Below are 26775 nucleotides of genomic sequence, written 5' to 3'. Positions count from 1 at the left end.
AGTGATAAACCAATATTTATCCAAGTTCGAGAAATGATTGAAGATCAAATTGTGAATGACCAGTTGAAAGAAGGAGATCAAGCTCCTTCAACTAATCAACTTGTTCAGTTTTACAAAATAAATCATGCGACAGTTTCGAAAGGAATCAATCAGTTAGTTGAGGAAGATATCTTATTTAAAAAACGAGGTGTAGGTATGTTCGTTATGGAAGGAGCCAAAAAGAAGTTGATTCAAAAACGAAAAGAATCTTTTATGGATAACTATGTTATCGGTCTCGTTCAAGAAGCAGAGAAGTTAAAAGTATCAGAGCAAGAAATATTCGATTTAATAAAACAAGCGAAAAGGAGGATTCAATCATGAGCTATGAAATAATAGTCAATGATTTAACAGTACGATATAAAGATTTTAAAGCACTTAATCAAGTTAGCTTTACACTTAACAAAGGAAAAATCCATGGATTGCTTGGAAGAAATGGAGCAGGTAAAACAACTTTACTATCGATTCTTTCTAACTTCCGCAAAGCAGAGGAAGGAACGATTACAATTGATGGGGAAGATCCTTTCGACCACCCACGTATTATGCAAGGTACTGCTTTTATCTATGATAAAGATCAAACGTATGAATACGAAAAAGTAGGCGACGTGTTAAAAGAGCTCTCCGACTTTCGTCCAAATTTTGACGCATCCTATGCCAATGAATTAGTCAAGAAATTCAAGCTTCCATTAAAAAAGAAGATTAATCAATTATCCAAAGGAAAACAGTCTGCGCTACAAGTAACTATTGGTTTAGCATGCCGTACGCCATTAACCATTTTCGATGAAGCATATTTAGGAATGGATGCTCCAACAAGAGAATTATTTTACAAAGAATTGTTGGCTGATCAAGAAAAACATCCTAGAACGATGATCGTATCCACACACCTAGTATCTGAGATGGATTACCTTTTTGATGAAGTTACCATCATTCATCACGGTAAAATTCTCTTACAAGACACAAATGAAAATGTTATTTCTAAAGGTTTTTCCATTACTGGAAATAAAGACCATGTAGATGCATTCACCAATGAACTTGAAGTTTTAAATAGTCAAATTTTAGGTGGAACAAAATCAGTAATGGTGTTCGGAGAATTATCTGAACAAAAAAGAAGGGAAGCAAAAGATTTAGACTTGGATATTGGTCCGCTTTCATTACATGATTTATTTATTCATTTAACAAAGGAGGAAGATGAAGCATGAATACAAAAAAACTTGGGTTAGGCATATTCAGAGAGCAATTCAAATGGTCTTTATGGTACACATTTACAATTCTTCTTATCTATATTGCTGTATTATTATATCAAGTATATGTAGAAGCAATTGAATTCACAGATTTTTCCATGTTTTCTAATGGATCGTCTTCTATATTTATGTTAATAATTGGAATTTTATCCACTTATAGCTTTTTCGATTACTTTGCAAAACAAGGTATTACACGGAGAAACTTTTTCAAGGCAACCATTGGTGCCTCAGTGTTACTTGCTATAGCAATTTCTATAACCATATTTCTTATGAATGGATTGTTGCACCTATTAGTTCAGAATGCTAGATGGGATATTACATGGACAAATGAAGTATCACCCACAGGGTTCTTTTCCTTTATCGAAGTGTTTATTAGTTACACACTAATCCACGCACTATACTACTTGATTGGTTGGATGATTGGTTTAGGATATTATCGATTGGGCTGGGTTCTCGGTACATTAGCTTTTGTACCGCTAGCACTAATATTTGTAAATATTACTGGTTTACTGTGGGGGCTATCTCATATTAATTTCTTCCCACATTTATCTTTACAATCCTTCCCATTATCCATTGTATTGAGTATTGTGTTTGCAGGAATTTTGTTGTACATTAATCACCGACTCATTAAAGAGATTACAGTTGTAATGTAACAACTATTTAAAATCTTAATGGCTTTCAAATTTGTTACAGCAATAAAATGTGAGTGTCTCCACACGGAAAGCACAAGCTCCGAAATCATTTCCCATAGTTTCGTGCTTGCAGGGAGGAGCATCTCACATTTTACGCTGTGACATTATTCAAATCCAGCAGAATCAATGGTTTGCATTTGTATCATCAAGTCAACTGTTGTTCCGCAAACTGTCGATACAATGGATGAGATTCAATCAACTCTTGATGATTTCCTTTTCCTGTTATTTGTCCATCCTCAATAAAAATAATTTGATCCGCATCTACAATCGTTGACAATCGATGGGCGATAACAAATGTTGTTCTCCCCTCCATTAGACGCTGCAACGCCTTTTGAACTACTTGTTCAGATTGACTATCAAGGCTAGCTGTCGCTTCATCTAGAAGCAACAACTTTGGATTACGTAAAAAAGCTCTTGCTATATTAATCCTCTGTCGTTGTCCACCAGATAATTTCGTTCCCCGCTCCCCTACTTCAGTATTTAAACCATTTGGAAGTTCTTTAATAAATTGGTCAGCATATGCCATTTCCGCAACTTCCCACAGCTGACTATCGTTTATTTTATCCGCATCTCGAAGCCCGTAAGTTAAATTATCCCTGATTGTCCCTGACATCATAGAACTTTCTTGAGAAACATACCCTAACTGAGTACGCCAAGATAACATGGATACTTCATTAATCGGTTGACTTCCAATTAAAATCTCACCTTTACCAGGTTGATAATACTGCTCAATAAGACCAAATACCGTTGTCTTCCCTCCACCACTTGGTCCAGCAAAAGCAATCATCTCACCTGGATTTGCTTGGAAAGAAATATTTTTAAGTACCTCTTCCCCATTTTCATAAGAAAAGGATACGTCGGAAAACTGTAAAGCTTCATTATCAATTTTTTTATCGATTCCTTTATGTGTCTCTTCTACATCCTCATCCAGAATTTCTACAATTCTTCCAGTAGCACCTTTTGCTTTTTGTAATTCAGTAAAGAACATGGCAAATGTAGTTATTGGAAATGTAATTTGAAATAAATAGAGTAAGAAAGCGACTAATGCCCCAGTCGTCATCGTTCCTTCTTCTACTCGAATTCCGCCATACCCTATAATAACTACAATAACGAGCATCACGACCATGTACATAAACGGACCAATTACAGAGAAGATTTTGGCTTCCCTTAATCCTGTGCGAAACAAATTACCAATACCCTTTAAACCTTTTTGTTGTTCTGCTTCCTCAGCGGTAGATGATTTCATCAACTTAATTTCACTAATCGTTTGTTGAATATCCCCTTGAAAAGAAGCCGTTTCATCTTGTAATTTACGTGAAACTTTTGACATTCGTGTTCCTAATGGAATCATTACAATTACTGTAACCGGTACAGCTACCAGCATCATTAATGTCATACGCCAATCCATTATTAATAAGATGGTGACTGCACCGATAATAGATATTAGTCCGGAGATAAATTGTGGAAAGTGCTGCGATACGAGATCTTTTACAATACCCGTATCATTAATTACTCTACTAACGGATTCCCCACTGGGTTGTTGATCAAAATACCTGACAGGTAGACGAATCATCTTTTGCCAAATAGACTCCCTTAAATACGCCACTACTCGTTGCCCGACATAGGCTAATGCATAAGTAGAAAAACCATCAATCAGTGCATGTAATACAAATATACCTATAATGAGTAAGATAAAGTTTAAGGTTAGTGAAGTTAATGAAAATCCATCGACTAACTCCCTTGTTAACAGTGGTATTGTAAGTCCTACCAACGTCGTGATAATACTTCCAATTAATCCTAAAGCAAGAATAAACTTTGGGATATTCGCAGTCAAAATTAAAGATAGAAATGCTTTTTTATTACGTTGATATTTTTCCATTCCATGCTTCTCCCTTCCAGAAATCGCTGTTTTCTGTCATATATGTTGTCATCATTTCATCGAGCCACTGTTCTTCTTCCTTTGTTAACGGTGTCGGAACTAGCTTCTCCATTTCTAAGATAAAACGATTCAACTCTTCATCACTGACGTCTTGCACTTTTTCAGATTTTAATATGCTTTCAAGCTCCTCAAATCCTTCCACTTTAAAAATATCTAGAACAAAATTTAAAAAACGCTGAAATAGATTCATTACTTCTGAATCATCACTTGACTTTCCTACTAATCGTTTCGTTTCTTTATAGAAATGCAACATTTCTTTCTCCCAGAGCAACTTTTCACTACTAGTTGCTTTAAATAATTCATCAATCGCTTGGTCTGACATAATCCCTTTTGATATTTCTTTCTGTTGTTTTTCCGTTTGCATACTTGCAAGCAAACTTACTAACATGTCTTTGTCAATTTCTTTTTCATCTTCAATAAGTTGTACTGATCGTTGTATCATCTCCAAAGACACTTCAATTTTCTCTTTCTCTTCTACTAATTTTGCTTCTTGTAATCTTAATGTTTCAATAAAACTCAAATCAACACTTGTTGAGATGATGATTTCTTTAATTTCTTCTAATGTAAATCCCAAAAATTTCAGTGTTAAAATCTGGTGCAGACGAAGCATATCTTCTTTTACGTACTTACGATGTCCTGTATTCTTATCCCTTTTTGGTTGTAATATCCCTTTTTCATCATAATAGTGCAATGTTCGTATCGATAAACCTGTGTATTCAGCAAATTCACTCACAGAAAAAATATCGTTTGTCATGAATTATCCCCTTTCCTAAGTAAATCATATCACCTCACGTTACGTTAGGCGCAATAAAAACTCTATAGAAAAAGAAACATCCTTTTCTATAGAATAGAACTCCTCCAAAAGTTTTGAAATAATCTCATTGTTATATTTCAAAAAATCTATTAAGATAATAGTGGAGGTGTCTATGTGGATGGTTTTGAGCGAAGAAAACAGATGAAGAAACAGGCCATTATCCATGCGGGTTTAGAATTATTCCAACAAAATGGAATTAAAAATGTATCTATAAATGAAATTGCAACACACGCAAATGTATCGCAAGTGACCATATACAATTACTTTGAGAGTAAAGAAAAGTTACAATACGAAGTACTCATTCAGTTTATCCATGAATATTGGAATGAATATAAAACATTGATTGACAGTAATTTATCATTTACAGAGAAATTAAGAATGGTAATGTTTGATAAAATGGAAGCAGCAAGTAATATTCATACGGAATTTTATGCTTATTTAATAGATGAGTTGTCTAAAAATAACAGTTATTTAACCAAGTTATATCAAAAAGAGATAATCCCCTCCGTTATGGAATTATTCAACCAAGGTCGAGAAGCAAAGGAAATCGAACCGAATCTAAATAACGAAGCGATTTTCTTTTATATGCAAATGTTTACAGATTATATAAGAAGAGAAGATGTTATTTCACAAGCACTTCCGCTTAAGGAAGAATTAACGCAAATCTTTTTCTACGGAATTACAGGAAACAAAAATAGGGTGTAAGCCCTTATTAGCCGGAGTTGGAACAATTGATTTGATAACAGTAATACACTATACTATGAATCAATTGAAAGGAGTCTTTCAGATGTTAAATACAAAACTAGAATCACAGGCTTTTGCCCTTTTAAAAGATAAAATTCAACTTATTCAACAAAACGATCATGCAATATATTTGGTTGGGCCAATCCAACTTCCGATAAACTTAGAAGGAGAGACTACTGTTTTTCAATGGTATTGTTGGTTAAATTATGATGAAGTAACAGAGGATTATGAAAGAATGATTGAAAAGCTATCTTCTGCAAATCTGGCAGAATATCAACAATCTAGTGTCTTGGTCTATGGAGATTTTGCTCAGACAGAAGATGCACTTATTCGTATGCATTCGATTTGCCATACTGGTGACATTTTTGGTAGCAAACGTTGTGACTGTGGCTTTCAATTAAAGGAATCATTGAAGAAAATTAGAGAACATGGTACTGGTGCTTTATTTTATTTAGCAAATCACGAAGGACGCGGTATAGGCTTATTTAGTAAAGCGATGGCCTATGTACTACAAGAGAATGGTTATGACACTGTGGAAGCAAATGAAAGTCTTGGGTACGTAAATGATGCAAGAGATTATAAAGATGCAATTGCAGTTTTGCGGACACTTCGCAGCAAGCCAGTTACACTGATCACAAACAACCCACTCAAAGTAGAAGCTCTTGAAAATGCTGGGTTACACCTATCTGGACGAACTCCTTTGTGGGGCGACCGTTCAGAATATAACCAAAAATATCTAGACACTAAAGTGATAAAATCCGGTCACTTACGAGAGGATGGAAAATGCAGTAATGACTAATGATAAGCAATATATGAAACTCGCTTTAGAGAATGCAAAAGCGATGAAAGGTCAAACAGACCCAAATCCTTTAGTCGGTGCGGTTATTGTTAATCATAATCGAATTGTCGGTGTAGGAACCCACCTCAAGGCCGGTGAACCACATGCAGAAATTCATGCGCTACAAATGGCTGGTAATAATGCCAAAGGAGCAACGGTCTATGTCACACTAGAACCTTGTTCACACCAAGGTCGAACAGGCCCTTGTGCCCGTGCACTAGTTGAAGCAGGTATACAACGCGTTGTTATCGCAACTCTTGATCCAAATCCTTTGGTAGCAGGAACTGGTGTAAAAATACTACAAGATGCTGGAATCGAAGTAGAAGTCGGTGTACTAGAAGAAGAATCTATTTCGATGAATGAAGTGTTCAATAAATTTATTACTCAAAAATTGCCTTTTATTACAATGAAGGCCGCTTCTACATTAGACGGAAAAGTAGCAACAAAGACCAACCATAGTAAGTGGATTACTTCTGAAGAAGCACGTGAAGATGTTCACCATCTTAGAAATGAACATGCTGCAATATTAGTTGGCATTCAAACTATACTTCATGATAATCCAGCACTTACCACCAGAATACCAAATGGACGGAATCCAATCAGAATTGTACTTGATTCAAATTTACGTATCCCTCTTGATTCACAACTTATTCAAGATCAACAAGCTCACACAATGATATTTACAAAAGAAGAAGTAGATCTGAAAAAAAAGGAAAAGTTAGAATCGCTTGGTGTCGAGGTAGTTATAACTTCTGGCAAGGAACAGACTGACATACAGGATGTTGTTAATCATCTCGGAAACCAACAAATTTCCTCCTTATTATTAGAGGGTGGAGGAAATATCCATGCTTCTTTCTTAGCAGCTGGACTCGTTGATAAAATAGTCCTTTACATGGCTCCAAAATTAAGTGGTGGAAAAGATGCACCTACCTTCTTTGAAGGGACAGGTATCGAATGGATGGAAGATTCTATTGATTTAATTAACTTAAGCGTAGATCAGATTGGATCTGATTTTAGATTTATCGGATATCCGGTTTTTAAAGAATTAAATGATTAGGAGTTTCATAGATGAAATTTGGTTTTGATATTGACGATACACTGATACGATTACGCGAACATGCTTTTCACATTTATCAAAGAAAGCTAAACCAACAAGTTGAAAAAGAAAAATTTGATCAACTTGACCGTGTAGAAATTCATGAATTATTCAGCCTGAACGAGCAGGAAGGCAAACAGATGTGGGAGGATTCACTAGAAGAAATATACTTTACGGATTGCCCACTTTACCCTGGGGCATTGGAGGCCATTCAACAACTTGAAGAACGTAGCCTTGAAATTTATTATATCACTGCTCGCCCCAAGCCACATGGTGAGCAAACGAAAGCTTGGTTACGTCAAAATGGGTTCCCTGTTTTAGATAGTCGTTTTTTTCATGGAATGAAGGATACTGAAAAAGTGAAGGTAATTCAACAGCTTGACTTAGACTACTATGTGGATGACAAACCCGCTGTTTTAGATACACTGGCTAAAACAAATACGAACCTTCTTATTAAAGACCAATCTTACAATCGAAATTTTAATAAATTCTCACGTATCATTGATTGGCATGACTTTTTACAGAATAAAATGTAATAAAACGCCCGATAACCAATTTTAGGTTTCGGGCGTTTTTGATATTCACTTTATTAAGCGTTGGTCTGGCGAAAGCGAACAACAGCCATCATGATGATGGTAACTACTAGCGCTGGTACTATCCATCCTAAACCTTCATTGTAAAATGGTAATACCGTTTCAAATACATTAAGAATCGGTTGCATCCAAGCAAAGTTCTCGATTCCTAAAGAATCACACAACGCTTTTAAGCCATCAAAAATACTGAGAATAAACGTAATACCAATAGTTGGTAAATACACCCATCGAGAGTGATAGAATAATGGAGATACAAATGTTAATAAGACAAGCACCATTGCTAAAGGATACAAGAACATTAATACAGGGATGGAGAACGTTATGATGTTCGTCAATCCAAAATTAGCAACGATAAACGTTAAAATAGAGAAGAAGAAAACAAAAGGTTTGTATCCTATTTTCGGAAATAATGTATTAAAATACTCTGCATTTGCCGTTACTAAACCAATCGCAGTGGTCAAACAAGCTAATGAAATCAGAACTGCCATTAATAAACTACCGAACGTTCCAAAATAATGACTCGCTGCGCCACTTAATACCGGTCCACCATTATCAAAATATCCTATAGTACTTACACTCGTTGCTCCTAAATATGAAATACCAACATAGATTACCCCTAATAGCAAAATAGCAGTAATCCCTGTTTTCGCTGTAGCAACTAATATCCCCTGTTTCGATTTTACTCCTAAAGCACGAATGGATTGAATAACGATGATTCCAAATACCAGCGCTGCCAGTGCATCCATTGTGTTATATCCCTCTAAAAAACCTTTAAAGAAACTAGATGCTTGATAAGCTTCTTGCGGTTCTTGAATAGATCCCATTGGATTGAAAAATGAAACAATCAATAGTATTGCTAACAAAATGATTAACAGTGGTGCAAGGATTTTTCCAATATTATCAACAATTTTCGCTGGATATAATGAAAATAATAAAGTAATTAGGAAAAATACGATTGTAAAAATGAGTAGACCCGTTTGAAATGATTCTTCTTTAATAAACGGTCCAATCCCTACTTCAAATGCTACCGTTCCCGTTCTCGGTGCTGCAAAAAATGGTCCAATTGTAAGATAAAGTAATGCAGTAAATCCAACCCCATAAATTGGATGTACTCTGCTCGCCAATTCTTGAAGATTTTTCTTACCTGAATATCCCATTGCTAATATTCCAAGTAAAGGTAAGCCTACACCGGTTATTAAAAATCCAATGATCGCAGGAACAATATTTTCTCCTGCCAGTTGCCCTAGTTGTGCTGGAAAAATAAGATTTCCTGCCCCAAAGAACAATGCGAAAAGCATAAATGCAATCGCTAAGTATTGTTTTACTTGTAATTTATTATCCATAGCTGTGATTCCCTCCAACATAGCCGAAAAATTCTTGGAATTATCTGATTTTTTAGTATAAGAAGTACAACGAAAATAATCATACACCTTACCTCATATAAATGCAACATATTTTGACAAGTTTCTACAATTTATTTCATGGTAAAATTTTCTTTGTTTTAAGGTAGACAGATATAAGGAATGAAGTTAATATTTATAGTAATTTGAACATTCCAAAACAAAGGAGGATACAACATGAAACAATCCAAAAGATTAAAACAATTACCTCCACAATTCTTTGCATCTCTCGTACAAAAAGTAAATCAAGCCATTTCTGAAGGAAGAGATGTTATTAATTTAGGTCAAGGTAATCCAGACCAACCTACTCCATCTCATATTATAAAAGCTTTACAATCAGCCGCAGAAGATCCTATAACTCATAAGTATTCCCCTTTTCGCGGAACCGAAGATTTTCGGAAAGCAGCTGCTACGTTTTACAAACGAGAATACCAAGTAGATTTGGATCCTGACACAGAAATTGCTATATTATTTGGAAGTAAAATTGGACTTGTAGAACTTCCATTAGCACTGATGAACCCTAATGAATGGATGATGCTCCCTAATCCAGGATACCCCGATTATTTGTCGAGCATACCATTAGCTGATATTCAATATGATACTATGCCTCTTTTAGAAGAAAATAATTTTTTACCAAATTATGAACAACTTACCCTAAGCCAAAAAGAACGCACGAAGCTATTATATTTAAATTACCCAAACAATCCGACTGGAGCTACTGCACATAGTGATTTCTTTAAAGAAACTGTGGCACTTGGAAAGAATTATGATATTGGAATTGTTCATGATTTTGCTTATGGAGCAATCGGTTTCAACGAAGAAAAACCGATTAGTTTTCTACAAACAGAAGGGGCAAAAGAAGTAGGAATTGAGCTATATACGCTATCTAAAACGTATAATATGGCAGGTTGGCGCATCGGCTTTGCAGCTGGTAATAAAGAAATGATTGAAGCCATTAATATTTTACAAGATCATTTATTCGTCAGTATCTTTCCTGCAATACAAAGAGCCGCTTCAGAAGCATTATTAAGTGATCAAAGCAGTGTACAAGATTTAGTTACCCTATATCAAAAACGAAGAGATACGTTAATTACTGAATGTAAACGTATTGGCTGGGATATAAAAGCACCAAAAGGCTCCTTCTTCGCTTGGTTACCTGTACCAAAAGGATTCACCAGTGAGACTTTTGCTGATTATTTATTGAATCAGGTCGATGTAGCTGTTGCAGCTGGAAATGGATTTGGAACTTTCGGTGAAGGCTACATACGCATAGGTTTACTTGTCGATGAAGAACGTATTGTGGAAGCAATGAAACGTATAGAAAGATTAAACCTATTTTAAATCAACTCGAAAGGAAAGATATACATGAGTAAAGAGAGCATACTTGAAATTGTTCATCAACTTAAAAAAGCGCATCATTCCAAACAGCCTATTCCTTTTATTCGAGATGAGTTCGATCTAACAGAAGAAGAAGCTTATCAAGTTCAGGAGTTATATATTAAACATCAGCTTGAAGAAAATAACGTACATATCTCAGGATATAAAGTTAGTATGACAAGTAAAGAGACCCAAGCAATAGCAAGTACACATGAACCTGCATACGGCACATTGTTATCGAATCATGTAATATCATCAGGAAGACAATTATCAAAGTCGGAACTTTTTCAGCCATTAATTGAACCTGAATTAATCTTTATTGTAAACGAAGATTTAACACTAGACGCAGAAGAAGCCGAGATTCTTCAAAAAACAAGTATGGCTGCTGGAATCGAGATTCCTGATGCACGCTATATTGATTGGTTCCCAAACTTTTCTCTTATCGACTTATTAAGCGATAACACAGCAACTGGTAGAGTAATAATTGCTGAACCAGTACCTATATTAGCGTTAGAACAATTAGGAAACATTCCATTAAAACTATATCATAACGGAGAGAAGATTAAAGAAGCATTCTCTTCTGCTGTATTAGACAATCCAATTCATGCTGTACGTTGGTTAAGTCAAAAATTAGCACTACACGGAACAACCCTAAAAAAAGGAATGATCATTTCTTCAGGCACTTTTATTTCTCCAATCCCATTAAAAATTGGTCATTACGAAGCAGTATATCCTGGAGTTGGAAAAGCAGAAATAACGATTGTGAACTAAATAAATGTAACACCCCAAAGAGTAGAGAAAATCTACTTTTAGGGGTGTTTTTATAATTACAATAGGTTTAGGCTGAAACTAAGATCCATAATAACGATTTACGTTAGCCTCCAATGTACTCGGATCTTTTTCTTTCACACGTTTTAATGTTGCAACAATTAGAAAACTAACAATCACTAGTAGCAACCAGGAACTTATCTTTCCTAAGTGAACCAAACTCCACGTATTCGCTTGATTTGGATACTCCCATGCACCAAAGTAGGTTGCTATATTTTCTGCAATCCATATGAAAAATCCAATCAGGATAAAAGAAAATACAATCGGCATACGATATCTAGACTTATCTATTTTATAAACAACATACGATTTCCAAAAAATAATCACAACTAGAATAGATAAACCCCATCGAATATCTACCCAAAAATGATGTGTGAAAAAGTTCAAGTAAATAGCTAATGCTAAAGGCGCTACTATATAGGATGAAGGCCATTGCATTAACTGAATATCAAGCCTACGCCATGCCTGACATAGATAACTTGCCACACTGGCATACATAAAACCACTATACAAAGGTACCCCGAAGACTTTCGTATACCCTTCCTCAGGATAAGCCCAAGAACCCATATGTACTTTAAACAGTTCTAGACAAAGGCCAATTATATGAAACAATGTAATTACTTTTAATTCATCTTTTGTTTCCAAACCTGATCTCAACATGAACCACTGCATGAGTATACAAATTATTAATAACCAATCATATCGTGGCAAAAAAGGTAGTGGGATGATTTGCGTAATTGCAAGTGAAGCAAAGATAACCACTGGAAATAAACAAGATAAAGCTTGCTCCCAACCAAAGCGAATGAATTGTTTTAATGCCCTCACCTTTCCACCCCTCTCACAAATAACAAACATTAATCTCCTGAATCAGACTTGTATTCTAATATATCTCCAGGCTGACAATCTAAAGCTTTGCAAATTCCTTCCAACGTCGAAAAACGAATAGCTTTTGCCTTACCATTTTTTAATATAGAAAGGTTAGCCATCGTAATTCCTACCTGTTCTGATAATTCTGTAACACTCATTTTCCGTTTTGCGAGCATTACATCAATATTTATGATAATTGCCATGTTATTCACCTCAGACTGTTAGATCATTCTCGGATTTTATATCGTTCGCATTTTTAAATAACTTTTGTAATACAGCAGCAAAAACTGCGATTATCAATGAAGAAAAAGTAATTACTAAACCAATTACCAACAACCCTGGAGCATCATCCATTTCAGCTATTATATAGAAAATGGGCAAGCTAATTACATACATCACACTGATAATCGTTGCACAATATCGGATAATTTTCAGAGATTTTATCGACCGTTCAGAGAATGCTTTGTTTTGATCTATATACTGTAATAACTTATAGGCATGTAACAATGCGTAATAAAATGGAATAGCTGTGAAATACAAATAAATTATAAACAAAGGAAGTAGATAAAAAAATTCTCCATTACGTTCAGTTATCGAAATAACTTCAGGTATTAAAAATATACATAAAGCTAAAACCGGAAGACCAATAAGAAATACGGCAACTTTCAACACTTGTGTTTCTCGCTTCATCAAAACCACCTCATCAACCATTTATTTATTATATATTAACATATATTTATCGAATTTCAATAAATATTTATCGAAAATAAAAAGCATTCCTTGTAATTACAGGAATACTCTACTCCACTATTATTTAGTAAAATATTATTCATAACTAAAAATAGCCAGATAACTCATCGCTCTAGCTAACGAAACCGATTCTATATATATATATATCTATCATAATTCATTTCCCCGCCTGGTTCACACTGTGTTAGCGTCAATGGAATATCACTGATTAGCAGCTCTAAGTCAGCCGGAGAATAACACCTTAAAGATTGCGTGACTTTCTCGGTTTCTCTACCTTCCTTCCACCAAGAATCTATCATTCTACAATTTATTGCATCAAAGTCATATTTCCTAAATAACCCTTTCTCTATCTGCATTGCCCTTCCCGAAATTTTTGCCCAATACCATGGCGTATATATATCAATCAACACTTTTCCACCTGGTCTCAGCCAGCGATGTATTCGTTTTAGTAAAACCTGTTGCTCTTGATCGTCTCCTATTCCGAATCCATCCCAATAACATACCACATCAAAATGCTCGGTTAGTTCCGTTTTATAAAAATTCTCATGTATGATGGTGATTTTAGATAGTACACCTTCTTGCTTAGCAAGTTGGTATATATAATGTACAGCATTTTCCGCTAACTCTATAACAGTAACTTCATATCCTAACTTTGCTGCAGCGACTGCAAAATAACCTCGTCCGCCACCCAATTCCAAGATTTTTTTACACGAAGATGGTGTGTATTTTTTCAATTTATTCAGTAATTTCTGTTGAGATTCAAGCTCTTCTGTATCACTCACTTCCCACAAACTATACTGCTTTTCATAAAATCCTCTCACCCATTCCACAAAACAAATCCCCTATCTACTAATTCTGGCAAGAACTTCTCTACCCTTATAAAATTTCCATGCAGTTGTTATGAGCAACAATAGTACGATAGACACAGAAGCAAGAATGTTATATTCAAGCCCAATTAATTCAAACCACGATACAATGATTGGAAACATTATCAGTATCGTTATTATCCATGGAATGATTAAAGTATAATACACTCCTAACCCATTATGTATCTTGAAAAGAGATGTCCATTTTGATTCGTTCATATGGAATATTTTTTTCATAAGGTAGAATATGGAAAGAAGCACTGCCACGTAAAATAAACCAACAATGATACCGATGAAAACATACGACAGTATCAAAATTAATATTTTTATTATCATTCTATCAATCACCTTTTTTCAGAAAAATCAATTTGTACTATCATTATACATTCAATAAGACTGAGACTAAAGTAATTTATCATCGGATAAATTCCCTCCTATCTAAACGTCAGAGTTCAAATCTCATTAATCAACTTTTAAATTCAATTTTTTTCGAATTATAAGTTCAAAAAATATTGAATAAATAGTGTTATAGAAGTATACTTATAAAAAAAGAAAAAAGGTGAGGTTATGGATATATTAAATTGGAGCTCAACAAAGGAAAATCACATTCATGTAACTATGGACTATTCCATTATTCATGAAGCCGTCTTAGGCATAGCCGCAATTACGAACAAACCTATATTATCTACTTTAGAAAAAGAAACTGAGTTTAAGAAGCTTCGAAAAGATTTATCATCTGCACTTCTTCATGAATTAAACTATCTTGAAACACATAACACATGGAAGTCTCTTTTATTATTAATTCATACCTGGAATATTCAACATATCGATGAATTTAAAGATAGAATATTAGAAACATCAGATGTGGAATTAAGGTACTCTGTCATCCCTTTCATTGGAAAAAATTATGAGGAAAACCGAAAAATGGCTGCTCGGGGAGAGAAGGAAAGTGTTAACTTATTTGAAAAAGCTACATCGAATATCTTACCAGGTTATATTACGTTTATTGTAAATTGTGAGATCAGTCAATTAAAACATCACCTCATCAATGTACTACAGTTATGGTTAAAAGAAGTTGTTTATCCCGTTCAAGACAGTATAGAAGCCGTCTTGGCACGAGATATTAAATCAAAAAAACATGCTCAGAAACAAAAGGATTCGCTATCATTTATCCAGTGGGTACTAGACGATCAAAAATTCCGTTTAGAAGATGCAGAGACTAATATTATACTGATTCCACAAATTACTTATCGACCTTGGGTTATCTATTTGGAATTACCTTCATATCAAGTGCTTTATTATCCGGTGACAAATGAAAGTATTCATCCTGAAGATACGTTAGTTCCAGATTATCAAATGCTACAAGTGTTTAAAATATTAGGTGACGATACAAGATTACGACTGATAAAACTCTTATCCAAAAGAGATTATAGTTTATCTGAGCTTGCTTCAAAAACAAATATAGGGAAAACAACCATTCACCATCATTTAAAGCTTATGCGATCCGCACGCATACTTGAAACAAACCAATCCAAATATCACCTCAATCAGGATACATTGCATAAAAATTGGAGGAAATTAGAGGACTATCTACATGAAGAATAATCAAACGATATGGCAAAACTCTTCTTTTCGCTCTTTATGGTTTGGTAGCGGTATATCTGAATTAGGTGGTGCCCTCGGTACTTTTTGTAATTCAGTATATGTATATATGCTAACAGGTTCAGAATTGGCATTAGGCAGTATGTGGTTACTATATTACGTACCATCCATACTAATACAATTTTTTATCGGTCCCTACCTAGACCATTGGAGAAAGAAAACAATAATGATCTCTGTACTGTGGTGCAGAGCTTTCTTATTCATCATACCATTGGTTTTGCTACTTCTCGATTCTCCCTCAGTATGGAGTATTTATATTATTCAATTTTTTGTTGGATTACTAACACCATTATATGTACCCGCTTCTCAGTCACTATTACCGCAAGTAGTGAGTAGTAATCAATTAATTGAAGGTAACGCCTATCTCGATAGTTTAACAAGAACTATGATGCTTGTTGCGCCGCTTATCGCAGGGTTTATCATGGATATTCTAAGTATAGAAACAACTCTAATCGTCATTATTGGTTTATTTGCTATCTCCGGAGCTATTTTATTTAGCGTTACCGAGAAAAGACAACTACAGATACAAAAGCAAGCTTGGAAAGACGAACTAAAGAATGGATGGAATAGCTTTTTTCAACAAAAACTATTATTTATACTAGCTGGATTTCTTGCAATTGTGCAATTAGGAGTAGGCGCATCCATCGTTTTGAACTTGCCTTATATCACCGTTGTCCATGGGAGTAGTATGTCTATGTACGGATTCTTCATGGCTGGATTTCCACTTGGGTATGTGATTGGTTCATTATGTATTAAATATATAAACGTAAACAATAAGCCACGTTGGATGTTATTATGTTTAATTATTGGTGGTTGTACTTATATTATTAATGGGGTCACATCCCATGTTTGGGTTGCCATTAGCTCTGAAATCTTAGCAGGAATTGCAATGAGTATATTTACAATTTGGCATCTTACCATGTTCCAGCAAAAGATTGACGATAATCAGCGCACTCAATTACTATCGATACGAATGCTAATTATTCGAATTATGTTACCTATAGGAATACTAATTGGTGGATTCATAAGTGAACTTTTTACTATACGTTTAGCATTTATCATAATGGGTTTGATCACTTGTATATCTGCAACACTCGGTTTACTCTATTTCCGTTTAAATCCAATCAGGTATTGGACTCTACGAAACTTGCACGATAAAAAAGGATAATTGAAAATAGTTGTATTCTATAATTTAATTACCCATGCCATACTCAATGAAGTCAGGTTAGAATTAGAGCAGTAGATCACCAGCAATTCTTTCATCATCGTACAAACTATCTGTCTGTATTCGAAACAAATTAATTACATTCATGGAAAAAAGGATATTTCTGTTAAAAATAAACCTCCTAAACTTTTCTATGCTTAGGAGGTTTATTTTTATCTACTACTATCCATTATTTATATATATATTCGATAATGTCACCTTTACCCAAATCATATCCTTACCAATTATGCTTTAGATAATGCGATTTTTATATGTGCTAAATGATGTTCTTCGTGCCAAGCTAATTTTGCAAACTTTGTAGCAACTGATATTTCACCATTTATCTGATGAACAAAAGATTCATCTAATTGCTCTTCAGTTAAACTATATCCCAATGATACAATGCGCTCATTTATACCTTCCAACATTTTAATAGAACTTTCTATAGGCAGTTTTACATCCGGTTGAATAGCCCACTTTTCTTGATCAAAAGCAGGTACTGTTGGACTCTCATCTGTTAAAGCCAACTTCAAGCGTTGATACATGTTCAACTGAGAATCAGCAATATGATGAACAAGTTGACGAATGGTCCAGCTCCCTTCACGATAAGTTTTGCTTAATTCCTCATCATTTAATGAGTTGACCGTTTCTCCTAATCGATTCGTGTATGTTTCGATTTGTTTTAGCCATTCGTGAATATTTTCAAATGTTACTTTTTCGGGAACTTGTAATTTGCCAATTGGAAATTTAACGTCCATTTTCAACCCTCTTTCCCTTATTATATATTTCATTATCATTCTATATTAACCATCAATATACCTCAACATTTTTGTAAACTATAAGCATTCAAATACAAATAAGTCAAAAAATTTGTGATGAAACTCTACGCTTTCACCTCAATCGTTTAGAATAGATTGTATAAGCAAATAATAATTAATAAAAGAACATACGGAGGATAGAAAGTAATGACACGTCTAAACATCTTAGATTATCTATTAATTGATGAAGGAAAAACAGCTATAGATGCATTTCATAACACTACAGAATTGGCAAAACTGGCTGATGATTTAGGGTATCATCGTTTTTGGGTACCGGAGCAACATCATGCACTTTCGATTGCCAGTAGTTCACCTGAATTATTAATGATGCATCTAGCTGGACAAACGAACAATATACGAATTGGCTCTGGAGGAATTATGCTTCCGCATTATAGCCCCTTCAAAGTTTCCGAGATTTTTCGTACATTGGAAGCAATTCACCCTAACCGTATTGATCTAGGTATGGGGAATAGTACGGGAGGAAGACTAGTTAACCATGCTTTAAATGAGGAAAAAGAAGAACGATTAACGTATGAGCAACAAGTAAGAGATATCCAAAAATATTTGAGTGACGACAAAGAATCTAGTCATCGTTTCCAAAAGCTAATCGCTACACCAGTGACTAATACACAACCAGAAATGTGGATGTTAGGTGCAGGAGGTTCTAGCACAAAAATTGCTGCTGAACTTGGCACTGCTTACACATATGCTCATTTCATTAAACCTTTTGATGTAGGAATTGAAATCATTAATACGTATCGAAAACAATTTAAGCCATCCTTATTTCATGACAAACCCATCGTTTCTATTGCAGTTTTTGTTGTTGTCGGAAAAACAACAGATGAAGCTGAACAGCTTGCTAAATCCTTTGATTTATGGATGGCATCATTAGAGACTGCTAAGAATCCTCCATATTTCCCAAATGTAATCACTGCTTCAAAAAAATATTTTAGTCCTTTTGAAAAGCAGAAAATAAATAATATCCGTAAACGAGCTATTATTGGCGACTCTAGTTACGTAAAGGAAGAGATTCAAAAACTGATCGCCAAATATAATTGTGATGAAGTGATATTGATTCCTAACATTCCAGGAATCGAAAATAGAAAAACAGCAATCAAGTTACTCGCTAAAGAATTCCAACTAACTTAGATTAAAAGAATAATCTATAATTTGTTAAAAGAAGGATGGGACTTAACACAAAGTTTTTGTCAAAAGAAGGATGATAGCTAGAATAAGCGTAAGAAATATGCGGAGACTTCTTGAAAACAAAAATCGATTTTCTGCGTGCGATGCAATGCTGTCGAGGTCTTCATTGTCCTGTGGGAGGAAGGCCTAGAAGAACCTCGATGCATAAGATCCGGAGGCTCACCAGCTCCCTTAGAATAAGCGGAGTATAATTTTTGAAGTCAGGTTTCAATACCTATTGATTCGGTTTTCTCTTTTGATTAAATACTTTGGCCTCATCCTCGATTGATTATAGAAACACCAATTTTGTTCAAACTCTGTACAATAACAATTCCATGGATCATTATTCGACATTTAATTGCCAGTTAACACCAAATTTATCTTCCACCCAGCCAAATTGCTTACTAAAACCATGGTTATCGATTGGCATACGGATTTCTCCACCTTGCGAAAGCTTTGTAAAAACATCTTGTAATTCTTGTTCATCATGGCATGTAATAAAAAGAGACATCGATGGAGTAAAAGTAAAATCATGTTGAATGGAACTATCACTACACATTATTTCTAGCCCTTTAATTACAATAACTGCTCGCAATATTTTCCCTTCCATACCTTCCACTTCTGAACCATATCTTTCGATAAAAGGAATATCGACATCAGTAAATACTGATTGGTATAAGTTTACAGCCTCTTCAGCTTCTCCTTGAAACATTAAAAATGGGTGTACTTGTTGTTTTACCATAGATCTTAACCCTCCGTTTCTAATTAAGTTTTGTTATATCAAAAATAGTACGTTGCATTTATTTACAATATCAGTCTTTAGACTTAGATAAACTCCATCCAGTTACCGTTTAGAAAAAGCACTTTCCCCCTTAAACTAAAATCAGATTAGGTAGCGGAGGGGTTTATAATGAAAAATCGAAACATGAAAGTAATTGTTTCCAATCAATTATTGACTCAATTAGCAGATAGTGTATATGATATCGCAATTTTTTGGTATGTTTATGAAGTCTCACAATCAGCATTGTTAGCTTCGATTATTACAGCGTTAACTTTTGCCACACAAATATTAGTTGGTCCATTGCTCGGGACTTTCGCTGATCGTTTTGAACCGAAGAGATTTATGCAAATTGGATTTCTTGTCATGCTAACTGTAGGAATTTTTATGGCGATTAGTTTTCATTTCTTTTTTGATTATTTTTTAATCGTAGTTTATTTTGGGCTTATATTGCATGATGTAGGAATGTTTATAGTTGCTCCGGCTAAGAACCGATTACTACCAAGAATTGTTGCTCAAAAAAATCTATTGAAAGTGAATGGTTTCATTAGTTCATCAGGGCAAGTAGCAACATTGATTGGGACCTCGATTAGCGGTTTTGCAATCGCACTTATTGGATTTGTAGGTGTTATGTTATCACATTCACTTATTTATTTAATAGCTAGCCTGATTCTTATGTTTTTAGTTGAGATTACTAGTAAAGTACAGCCTACGAATATAGGTGAGGTAGCGGTTGCTGCATCTAATGAAGAAATAACAACAAATAAAAAAACATCTATTCTTCAAGAGTTAGTACAAGGTTATAAGTATCTGCGCATGAAGACGGAAGTATTTAAACTTATTATCCTTGCAATGGTAGTAAATGTTAGTACAATGGTACTTCCTTTATTCGTTGTACTAGTGCAAGTTCAATATAATGGCGGTGCAGTCATGTTCGGACTCTTTTCAGCCGCCGCCTCTATTGCAAGTATTATTGTTGGATTGATGATTACAAAACTCACCGCAAAGTTATCTGTCGCTCAAATTTTTTCTTATTCCTTTTTGATTGCTGGGATTACATTAATGCTCCTTACTCTAACAAGTATCCCTATTATTGGAATCATCCTATATTTTTCATTCACTTTTGTAATTGTAGCCTTAAACATTAAGTTCAATACCTATTTAATTACAATGGTCGATGATGAAGTACGCGGTCGTGTTTTTGGAATTATAGGAGCCATTTCAGGATTCTTAATTCCAATTTGTTCTCTTCTCGGTGGTTGGTTGGCAGACACACTCCATGTGAACATTGTATTCCTTCTTTCAGGAGCTTGGATTTTCTGTACAGGAGTATATGTTTTTTTTGATAAAGATATCCAACAAATTAAAGAACCACCTGCTAGCGAAGAACAAACCTTATCTATATAAATTAGACGATACAGTGAAACTTCATTTTGTGAGGATTCGTTTTACTCACTTAGCCCACTCGGCCTTGCCTCATAGCTGAGAAGTACGGGTATTACTGCCCCGTTATTTGCGGGAAAAACGGTAAATTAGAAAACGTTCATCCGGATTATTTTCATATAGGATCGAGTAAGGAACTTCTTGAACACATTCAAATGGTGTAGAATTATCCAGAAAATAAATATATTCTTGATGTGGATAATACATGATTATATCTACATTTCTTGGATGTGTTTCAATGGAAGTTAGTATGTTTTGTATAACTTTTCGAAATATATGAATTGTAAATGGGTTAAAAAAGTAAAAATTGGAGTCGTCTTTTGAGACAAAATATTCTTCCGCAAGACTACAAATTAATTCTATATCATCACTACCATAACGATTATGATTATCCATCGCTATTTCAATTATATTTTCATCCATTTCCACCCCTTTTACCTTCATCTTGTAATAATGATGAAAGTAAAAACTCACCCTCCCTTTTCCACATCCATAATCAACAAGGTAACCGTTTGTAGGAGAATACACACGACTTAATTCTTCTAATGCACCATAGGGAGTTGGTTCATACGGGTTATATTGTAATTCATCTGGATAATTTAAGTGCTTCTGAGGTTGTGTTCGTATATGCAAATATTTATCATATCGATAATCTTTCATCTGCTTCTTCCTTTGTACATTGATTCTTTTACTATAGCATAAGATTTTCTTGTGCGTGTTTTTGCATATCAAATTATATTCGTTCCATACTATTCGTATCAAGTTGAATAATAAAAGATAAAGTTTAAAAATATTCAAAAAAGGGTAGTTTTATATATCTATAAATAAATGCTTTTCTTTAACGAAAGGGGAACACATGAAAAAAGTCACGAATGTTTTTTACTTCTCAGTAATTTTGGTTGGTATTATGGTAGCACTTGGTGCCATTTTTCCAGTGAAATTTGAAGAAATTTCACAAAACGTTCAATCTTGGGTATCTTCAACTTTTGGTTGGTATTATTTGTTGCTTATGTCTGTTTTAGTTGCTGTAGCAATATTTATTGCTGTTAGTCCATACGGTAATATCCGCCTAGGAAAAGACAGCGATCGTCCTGATTTTTCTAATATTTCTTGGGTGGCGATGTTATTTGCTGCGGGAATTGGTATTGGTTTAGTCTTTTACGGAGCATCTGAGCCGCTTGCCCACTTTATGGTTGATGCACCGCTATCCGAACCAGGGACCGCACAAGCATTCAAAGAAGCTTTATCGCATTCATTCTTTCATTGGGGGATACATGGTTGGTCCATGTATGGACTCGTTGCTCTTGCTATTGCGTACTTTCAGTTTAGAAAAGATGAACCTGGACTTATCTCCGTTACATTAAAACCTTTATTTGGAGATCGGATGAATGGGGGATTCGGTAAAGCAATTGATGCTTTAGCAATCTTCGCAACTGTCGTTGGTGTAGCTACGTCACTTGGATTAGGGGCAATCCAAATCAATGCTGGGTTATCCCATTTATTTGGTCTTCCAGTAAACATCGGAGTACAGGCAATTATCATATTAATTGTAACAGTATTATTTATCATATCTGCTTGGAGCGGGTTAAACAAAGGGATTAAAACATTATCAAATATTAATCTTTTACTTGCTTTAACACTTTTTATTTTTGTATTAGCCGTCGGACCTACATTATTAATATTTAACATGTTCTCGGAATCAATTGGCCTGTATTTTCAAAATTTCATTCGGATGAGCTTCCGATCCGCTCCTCTAGCATCGGATAATCGAGCGTGGTTAGATATATGGACAATATTTTACTGGGCATGGTGGATATCTTGGGCACCATTCGTTGGTATCTTTGTTGCACGTATATCTAGAGGTAGAACCATTCGTCAATTCATCTTTGGCGTAATTATTGTACCTGTTCTTGTAATATCTGCATGGTTTACTGTTTTTGGTACTACCGCAGGAGAAATGCAGCAACAAGGGATTGTTGATTTAACTCAATTTTCAACAGAACTCGTTCTATTTAATATGTTTGATTACCTACCTTTATCAACGATCATCTCACTGCTTGCCATATTTTTATTGGTTATTTTCTTTATCACGTCTGCAGATTCAGCGACATTTGTATTAGGAATGCAGTCAACTGGAGGATCACTTTCACCCCCAAATTCTGTTAAAGTCGCACTTGGATTATCTATTTCAGCAGTGGCTTTAATTCTTTTATATGTAGGAGGCCTTAGCTCGCTACAAAATACAGTTATTGTTGCGGCATTGCCATTCTCCTTTGTGGTTATATTGATGGTTATTTCCCTATACAGAGCCTTAAAAGAGGATGCTTACATCAAAAGAAGGAAGACTTCACTAAAGAAAAATGAGGAGGCATAAAGCGTAACTTCATTAGTAATGTTATCACAAGGGCATGACCTAGGTGCTCTTGAACAGAATTGGACAATTAATTGACTACTATTAAATAAAAATCAAAAAGTGGAGGCAAATTTTACAGCCTTCACTTTTTCTATGCCTAGATATCCGTATGTTTCCATTAGAAGTGGTAACAATAAAACTAAAATGGAAGTACGAGGTGAGTTAGTATGATTCAATTAGAAACAGACATTGAAGGAAAGCAAGCTTATTTTGGAAAATTACAGGGAGGATTGAAAGAACTAGGGTTTGGCCTTTCTGGATCATGGCAATATGATGAAGGATATTTCGATGGGATACTCTCTCGAGAAGGAGCAGAGACGATTTATTTACGCCTCCCCTTTCATGTTATTAGTGGTGAATTAGACAATGATCATGCACTACTCGAGTTTGATACACCTTTTCTTATTAAACATGTAGTAAATACAGGATTAGAAAAAGAAGGCTCAGACTTAGCAACAGCTACAGGCCTTAGTCAATTCCAAAAACCCGTAGATGCAGATGGAGAAATTGATGATAGATCTTATTGGCAGAAAAACGGTGAGCATGCTGTTCAACAAATTATTAACCATATTGACAATAATTTATAGTTGATTGACCTCTACACTTACTTCATACTTTGAAGTAAGAAGAGGAGGAAACTTATGTATCATTTCGTTGAAGATAAAATTAAAGAATCGATCGAAAATGGTGAATTTGATAATCTCCCTGGAAAAGGTAAAAGATTAGATCTATGTGATGAGTTTGCGGGCATTCCCGAATCAATGAAACAACCTTTGCGGATTTTAAAAAGAGCTGGTTATCTCAATGAAGAACAGGAAAAAAACGCTTCACATCTATCTGAACGTGACTTATTACAAATTGTGACTGAAAGTAAAGTTGAAAAGAAAGACGCAGATAAAAGAGCAGCCTTTCAATCATTTACGAAAGAACGAAGTCTAGACAAATCAAAAACATTTAAACGTTATGCTACGAAAATATATCAAAAATTTTTCGGGAGCAATCAAAATATATCGTAATAGGGTTGGGACAAAAGTATTCACGTAAAAGATAATTGGCTTTTAAAAACACGCTTCAGAAATATACTACGCTTATCCAACGGCGGCTGGTGAGTCTCCGTATATTTCTTACGTTTATTAGCTATCATCTGTCTTTTTCCTATGTTATGCCCCAACTCTATTTAAAATAAGTCTAATTGTTTAGGAGCCAAACCTTGATAATCTATCCCCAGTATCTCTTGCAATTGTTTTGCATTATTTGCAGCGTGTCCCCCAGAATTATTGTTAAATAGTACGATAACATCGTGATTAGACTGATTTAATTGAGTCACTTCATTCGCTACTGTTAATAATTCTTCTTTGTTATAGTCATAGAGATAACGAACTTCTCTCCAGTTTTCATTCCCAGATCTTGTCCATCCATGAAAATTCCGTCCATGCAATCGAATAATTGTTGTATCAGGGTGTGTAGTGATAGGAACAAAAGGTACTGACCCTTTACCAGCCTGAGGTTCATCTGCAACAGAATGCATCCATCCCTCGTCCTTCATAAAAGCAATCGTTTGTTCACGAAAGGAATCACTATACCATGATTGATGCCTAAACTCTAGCGCAACCTGTATATCCCCCATCTGTCTTTTACAGTATCTAATATATTGTACATGTTCTTTTTTACAATCAAACCAAGGCGGAAATTGGAATAATACTGTTGCTAATTTACCTGTTTTTTGAAAAGGAATAATTGATTCTTTAAACGCTTCAAACATCGCTTGCTTAGATTCAAATGGACTTTCCCCACGCTGATGACCAGTCATTCCTTGGTATGCCTTTACTACGAATTGAAACTTCTCAGGGGTTTCTTTTATCCACTTTTCGATATTACGTTTCGGTTGAATTGCATAGAAGGAAGCATCTAATTCCACGACTGGAAAGTGACTACTATAATCCTGTAATTTTTCTTGAGGCTTTGTATCGGCTGTGTACAGAGTTTCATGATCTCCCCAACCAGTTAAACCAATATAAATCATCTATTTAACCTCCTTGCTATCATGTTCTAATCCGTTTTTTTCTCACCAGATATTGCACAAAAGGAATCACAAGTGCGGATAAAAATAAAATCCGGAATAATTGAAATGCAGTAACAACCGTGACATCTGCTTGTACAGAAGCTGCAATAATACCCATTTGATCTAAGCCTCCAGGAACAACACTTAAAAAGCTTGTAGAAAAATCAAAATACCTTTGCTTTACAAACCAACTGATACCGAGCGCAAAGCTAACTAATATGACGCATGACAGTAGAGCATACATCCATTGTTTGTTCATTTTTTTAATGCTATCTCGTTTTAGCAATAATCCTATATAAATACCAATAAAAAGTTGAGCTATATGTAGAGCCGAATCTGGCATTACTGGCACTTGCCATCCAAGTAGGTTACATGACATCACAAAGAATACTGGACCCAATAAATAAGCTGTAGGCACCTTAATCAATTTAAACAGCATACCAACAAAATATGCTACGATCATTAAACCCAATAGTATTAAACTATATTGCTCATCATGAGAAGTTTCAACCGGAAGGTTTGGTCCTTGTATTGATACAATAAATGGAACCATTGAAACAATAACAAGCACGCGTAATACATGATAAAACGTCACTAGTGTTACGTCCATCTCTTTTTGTTCTTCAGCAAATACAATGACTTGTTGTAATCCTCCTGGGACACAGCATGTCATTGCAGTACCTAAATCCATCTGTGATAATCGAGATAATACAAAACTAATAACTAAAAATAATAGAAAAAATAATACATTAATAGCTATCATTAGCGGAAAAAAATGTACCATTTGTTGTAATGCTTCCAATGTAAATGCGTATCCTATAACATAACCGGCTATAACTAATCCTGTATTTCTAAAGAAAGGATGCCATGTTAACGAAATCGGGGCCTTTAATTGAGTGATTAAAACAAAAAATAGTGGTCCTAATAACCACGGCATAGGTAAACCTATAACTGAAAATACAGAAGCTCCAATTAGTCCAACTATAAACGTTACTATCATTGTTCTATACATGATGTTCACTTCTTCTTTTTTATTACATTATAACTCTCTTACCTTCAATCTTAAATGGTTTAGCAAACATGATTAAAATTGTAAAAATTTGGGTACATATATGAAAAGCAGTTTGGA

General features: G+C 34.8%; 28 protein-coding genes. 16 read left to right on the top strand and 12 right to left on the bottom strand.

Translation table 11 applies throughout. The features are described from left to right. The first annotated feature begins 33 nt into the window (after positions 1-33). Genes C794_RS02135 through C794_RS02125 form a run of 3 tightly spaced genes read left to right on the top strand, consistent with a single transcriptional unit; the run spans position 34 to position 1930 of the window. The gene (locus C794_RS02135) at positions 34-360 is read left to right on the top strand and encodes a GntR family transcriptional regulator (RefSeq protein ID WP_083900543.1); all 327 of its coding nucleotides are present in this window, start codon (positions 34-36) and stop codon (positions 358-360) included. Next, entirely contained in the window at positions 357-1235 is an 879-nt protein-coding gene (locus tag C794_RS02130; protein ID WP_017795497.1) for an ATP-binding cassette domain-containing protein, read from the top strand. Before C794_RS02135 ends, C794_RS02130 begins: the two co-directional genes overlap by 4 nt. Further along, positions 1232-1930, top strand: coding sequence for a hypothetical protein (locus tag C794_RS02125; protein ID WP_017795496.1), 699 nt, complete (start codon positions 1232-1234; stop codon positions 1928-1930). The genes C794_RS02130 and C794_RS02125 overlap by 4 nt, the downstream gene beginning before the upstream one ends. 184 nt (positions 1931-2114) lie before the next feature. On the opposite strand, the gene C794_RS02120 is transcribed toward C794_RS02125, so the two are convergent. Continuing rightward, positions 2115-3848 (bottom strand): ABC transporter ATP-binding protein, encoded by a 1734-nt coding sequence (locus C794_RS02120; protein ID WP_017795495.1) that lies wholly within the window; start codon positions 3846-3848, stop codon positions 2115-2117. Continuing rightward, the gene (locus C794_RS02115) at positions 3829-4662 is read right to left on the bottom strand and encodes a MerR family transcriptional regulator (protein ID WP_017795494.1); all 834 of its coding nucleotides are present in this window, start codon (positions 4660-4662) and stop codon (positions 3829-3831) included. The genes C794_RS02120 and C794_RS02115 overlap by 20 nt, the downstream gene beginning before the upstream one ends. A 174-nt stretch (positions 4663-4836) precedes the next feature. On the opposite strand from C794_RS02115, the gene C794_RS02110 reads away from it, so the two are divergent. From C794_RS02110 to C794_RS02095, 4 genes are all read left to right on the top strand, one after another. Next, the gene (locus C794_RS02110; protein WP_017795493.1) at positions 4837-5427 is read left to right on the top strand and encodes a TetR/AcrR family transcriptional regulator; all 591 of its coding nucleotides are present in this window, start codon (positions 4837-4839) and stop codon (positions 5425-5427) included. An 82-nt stretch (positions 5428-5509) separates the two neighbouring features. Then, complete coding sequence (locus C794_RS02105) at positions 5510-6265, top strand: GTP cyclohydrolase II (protein WP_017795492.1); 756 nt, start codon at positions 5510-5512, stop codon at positions 6263-6265. Continuing rightward, the gene (gene ribD / locus C794_RS02100) at positions 6258-7361 is read left to right on the top strand and encodes a bifunctional diaminohydroxyphosphoribosylaminopyrimidine deaminase/5-amino-6-(5-phosphoribosylamino)uracil reductase RibD (RefSeq protein WP_017795491.1); all 1104 of its coding nucleotides are present in this window, start codon (positions 6258-6260) and stop codon (positions 7359-7361) included. Before C794_RS02105 ends, ribD begins: the two co-directional genes overlap by 8 nt. An 11-nt stretch (positions 7362-7372) precedes the next feature. Beyond that, the gene (locus tag C794_RS02095) at positions 7373-7936 is read left to right on the top strand and encodes a 5' nucleotidase, NT5C type (RefSeq protein WP_017795490.1); all 564 of its coding nucleotides are present in this window, start codon (positions 7373-7375) and stop codon (positions 7934-7936) included. Between the two features lie 53 nt (positions 7937-7989). Here the strand turns inward: C794_RS02095 and brnQ are convergent, their stop codons facing one another. Beyond that, positions 7990-9336 carry a branched-chain amino acid transport system II carrier protein gene (gene brnQ / locus C794_RS02090; RefSeq protein WP_017795489.1) on the bottom strand — a complete coding sequence of 449 codons (1347 nt, stop codon included), beginning with the start codon at positions 9334-9336 and terminating at the stop codon, positions 7990-7992. A 234-nt stretch (positions 9337-9570) separates the two neighbouring features. Here brnQ and C794_RS02085 point away from each other — a divergent pair, with 234 nt between their 5' ends. Continuing rightward, positions 9571-10734, top strand: coding sequence for a pyridoxal phosphate-dependent aminotransferase (locus C794_RS02085; protein ID WP_017795488.1), 1164 nt, complete (start codon positions 9571-9573; stop codon positions 10732-10734). Between the two features lie 24 nt (positions 10735-10758). Continuing rightward, on the top strand, positions 10759-11541 hold the full coding sequence (locus C794_RS02080; protein WP_017795487.1) for a 2-keto-4-pentenoate hydratase: 783 nt from the start codon (positions 10759-10761) through the stop codon (positions 11539-11541). A gap of 78 nt (positions 11542-11619) precedes the next feature. On the opposite strand, the gene C794_RS02075 is transcribed toward C794_RS02080, so the two are convergent. The 4 genes from C794_RS02075 to C794_RS02060 form a co-directional block, all read right to left on the bottom strand. After that, complete coding sequence (locus C794_RS02075) at positions 11620-12423, bottom strand: DUF817 domain-containing protein (protein WP_026133692.1); 804 nt, start codon at positions 12421-12423, stop codon at positions 11620-11622. Positions 12424-12452: 29 nt separating this feature from the next. After that, positions 12453-12668, bottom strand: a complete 216-nt coding sequence (locus C794_RS02070) for a helix-turn-helix domain-containing protein (protein ID WP_017795485.1) — start codon at positions 12666-12668, stop codon at positions 12453-12455. A gap of 10 nt (positions 12669-12678) precedes the next feature. Next, positions 12679-13155, bottom strand: coding sequence for a DUF2975 domain-containing protein (locus C794_RS02065; RefSeq protein ID WP_017795484.1), 477 nt, complete (start codon positions 13153-13155; stop codon positions 12679-12681). 191 nt (positions 13156-13346) lie between these two features. Beyond that, entirely contained in the window at positions 13347-14045 is a 699-nt protein-coding gene (locus C794_RS02060) for an SAM-dependent methyltransferase (protein WP_017795483.1), read from the bottom strand. 603 nt (positions 14046-14648) lie between these two features. Between C794_RS02060 and C794_RS02050 the strand changes: the two genes are divergently transcribed. After that, a complete protein-coding gene (locus C794_RS02050) occupies positions 14649-15686 on the top strand; it encodes an ArsR/SmtB family transcription factor (protein ID WP_017795481.1) in 1038 nt (345 codons plus the stop codon). Continuing rightward, a complete protein-coding gene (locus C794_RS19615) occupies positions 15676-16911 on the top strand; it encodes an MFS transporter (protein WP_017795480.1) in 1236 nt (411 codons plus the stop codon). The genes C794_RS02050 and C794_RS19615 overlap by 11 nt, the downstream gene beginning before the upstream one ends. Before the next feature lie 281 nt (positions 16912-17192). On the opposite strand, the gene C794_RS02040 is transcribed toward C794_RS19615, so the two are convergent. Next, the gene (locus tag C794_RS02040) at positions 17193-17705 is read right to left on the bottom strand and encodes a YfiT family bacillithiol transferase (protein WP_017795479.1); all 513 of its coding nucleotides are present in this window, start codon (positions 17703-17705) and stop codon (positions 17193-17195) included. A 207-nt stretch (positions 17706-17912) separates the two neighbouring features. Here C794_RS02040 and C794_RS02035 point away from each other — a divergent pair, with 207 nt between their 5' ends. Next, on the top strand, positions 17913-18914 hold the full coding sequence (locus tag C794_RS02035) for an LLM class flavin-dependent oxidoreductase (protein ID WP_017795478.1): 1002 nt from the start codon (positions 17913-17915) through the stop codon (positions 18912-18914). Positions 18915-19293: 379 nt separating this feature from the next. Here the strand turns inward: C794_RS02035 and C794_RS02030 are convergent, their stop codons facing one another. After that, positions 19294-19692: a VOC family protein gene (locus C794_RS02030; RefSeq protein WP_017795477.1), complete on the bottom strand. Its 399-nt coding sequence runs from the start codon at positions 19690-19692 to the stop codon at positions 19294-19296. A 168-nt stretch (positions 19693-19860) separates the two neighbouring features. Between C794_RS02030 and C794_RS02025 the strand changes: the two genes are divergently transcribed. Further along, positions 19861-21135, top strand: coding sequence for an MFS transporter (locus C794_RS02025; RefSeq protein WP_017795476.1), 1275 nt, complete (start codon positions 19861-19863; stop codon positions 21133-21135). 102 nt (positions 21136-21237) lie between these two features. Here C794_RS02025 and C794_RS02020 read toward each other — a convergent pair whose 3' ends face one another. Beyond that, positions 21238-21831, bottom strand: a complete 594-nt coding sequence (locus C794_RS02020) for a class I SAM-dependent methyltransferase (RefSeq protein WP_017795475.1) — start codon at positions 21829-21831, stop codon at positions 21238-21240. Positions 21832-22027: 196 nt separating this feature from the next. Between C794_RS02020 and C794_RS02015 the strand changes: the two genes are divergently transcribed. The 3 genes from C794_RS02015 to C794_RS02005 all read left to right on the top strand — a co-directional run bounded on the left by C794_RS02015 (position 22028) and on the right by C794_RS02005 (position 24600). Then, positions 22028-23545: a BCCT family transporter gene (locus C794_RS02015; protein ID WP_017795474.1), complete on the top strand. Its 1518-nt coding sequence runs from the start codon at positions 22028-22030 to the stop codon at positions 23543-23545. Between the two features lie 206 nt (positions 23546-23751). Beyond that, on the top strand, positions 23752-24171 hold the full coding sequence (locus C794_RS02010) for a YugN family protein (protein WP_017795473.1): 420 nt from the start codon (positions 23752-23754) through the stop codon (positions 24169-24171). A 54-nt stretch (positions 24172-24225) separates the two neighbouring features. Further along, entirely contained in the window at positions 24226-24600 is a 375-nt protein-coding gene (locus C794_RS02005) for a DnaJ family domain-containing protein (protein WP_017795472.1), read from the top strand. A gap of 161 nt (positions 24601-24761) precedes the next feature. Here the strand turns inward: C794_RS02005 and C794_RS02000 are convergent, their stop codons facing one another. Both C794_RS02000 and C794_RS01995 read right to left on the bottom strand, forming a co-directional pair. Next, positions 24762-25607: a DUF72 domain-containing protein gene (locus C794_RS02000; RefSeq protein ID WP_017795471.1), complete on the bottom strand. Its 846-nt coding sequence runs from the start codon at positions 25605-25607 to the stop codon at positions 24762-24764. A 19-nt stretch (positions 25608-25626) separates the two neighbouring features. Further along, complete coding sequence (locus C794_RS01995) at positions 25627-26658, bottom strand: AbrB family transcriptional regulator (protein ID WP_017795470.1); 1032 nt, start codon at positions 26656-26658, stop codon at positions 25627-25629. Positions 26659-26775: the final 117 nt, after the last annotated feature.

Source organism: Oceanobacillus kimchii X50, assembly GCF_000340475.1.
In the GTDB taxonomy this organism is placed as follows: domain Bacteria; phylum Bacillota; class Bacilli; order Bacillales; family Amphibacillaceae; genus Oceanobacillus; species Oceanobacillus kimchii.
The sequence above is the reverse complement of the archived record's forward strand: the minus strand, read 5'-3'. Positions and strand labels throughout refer to the sequence as shown.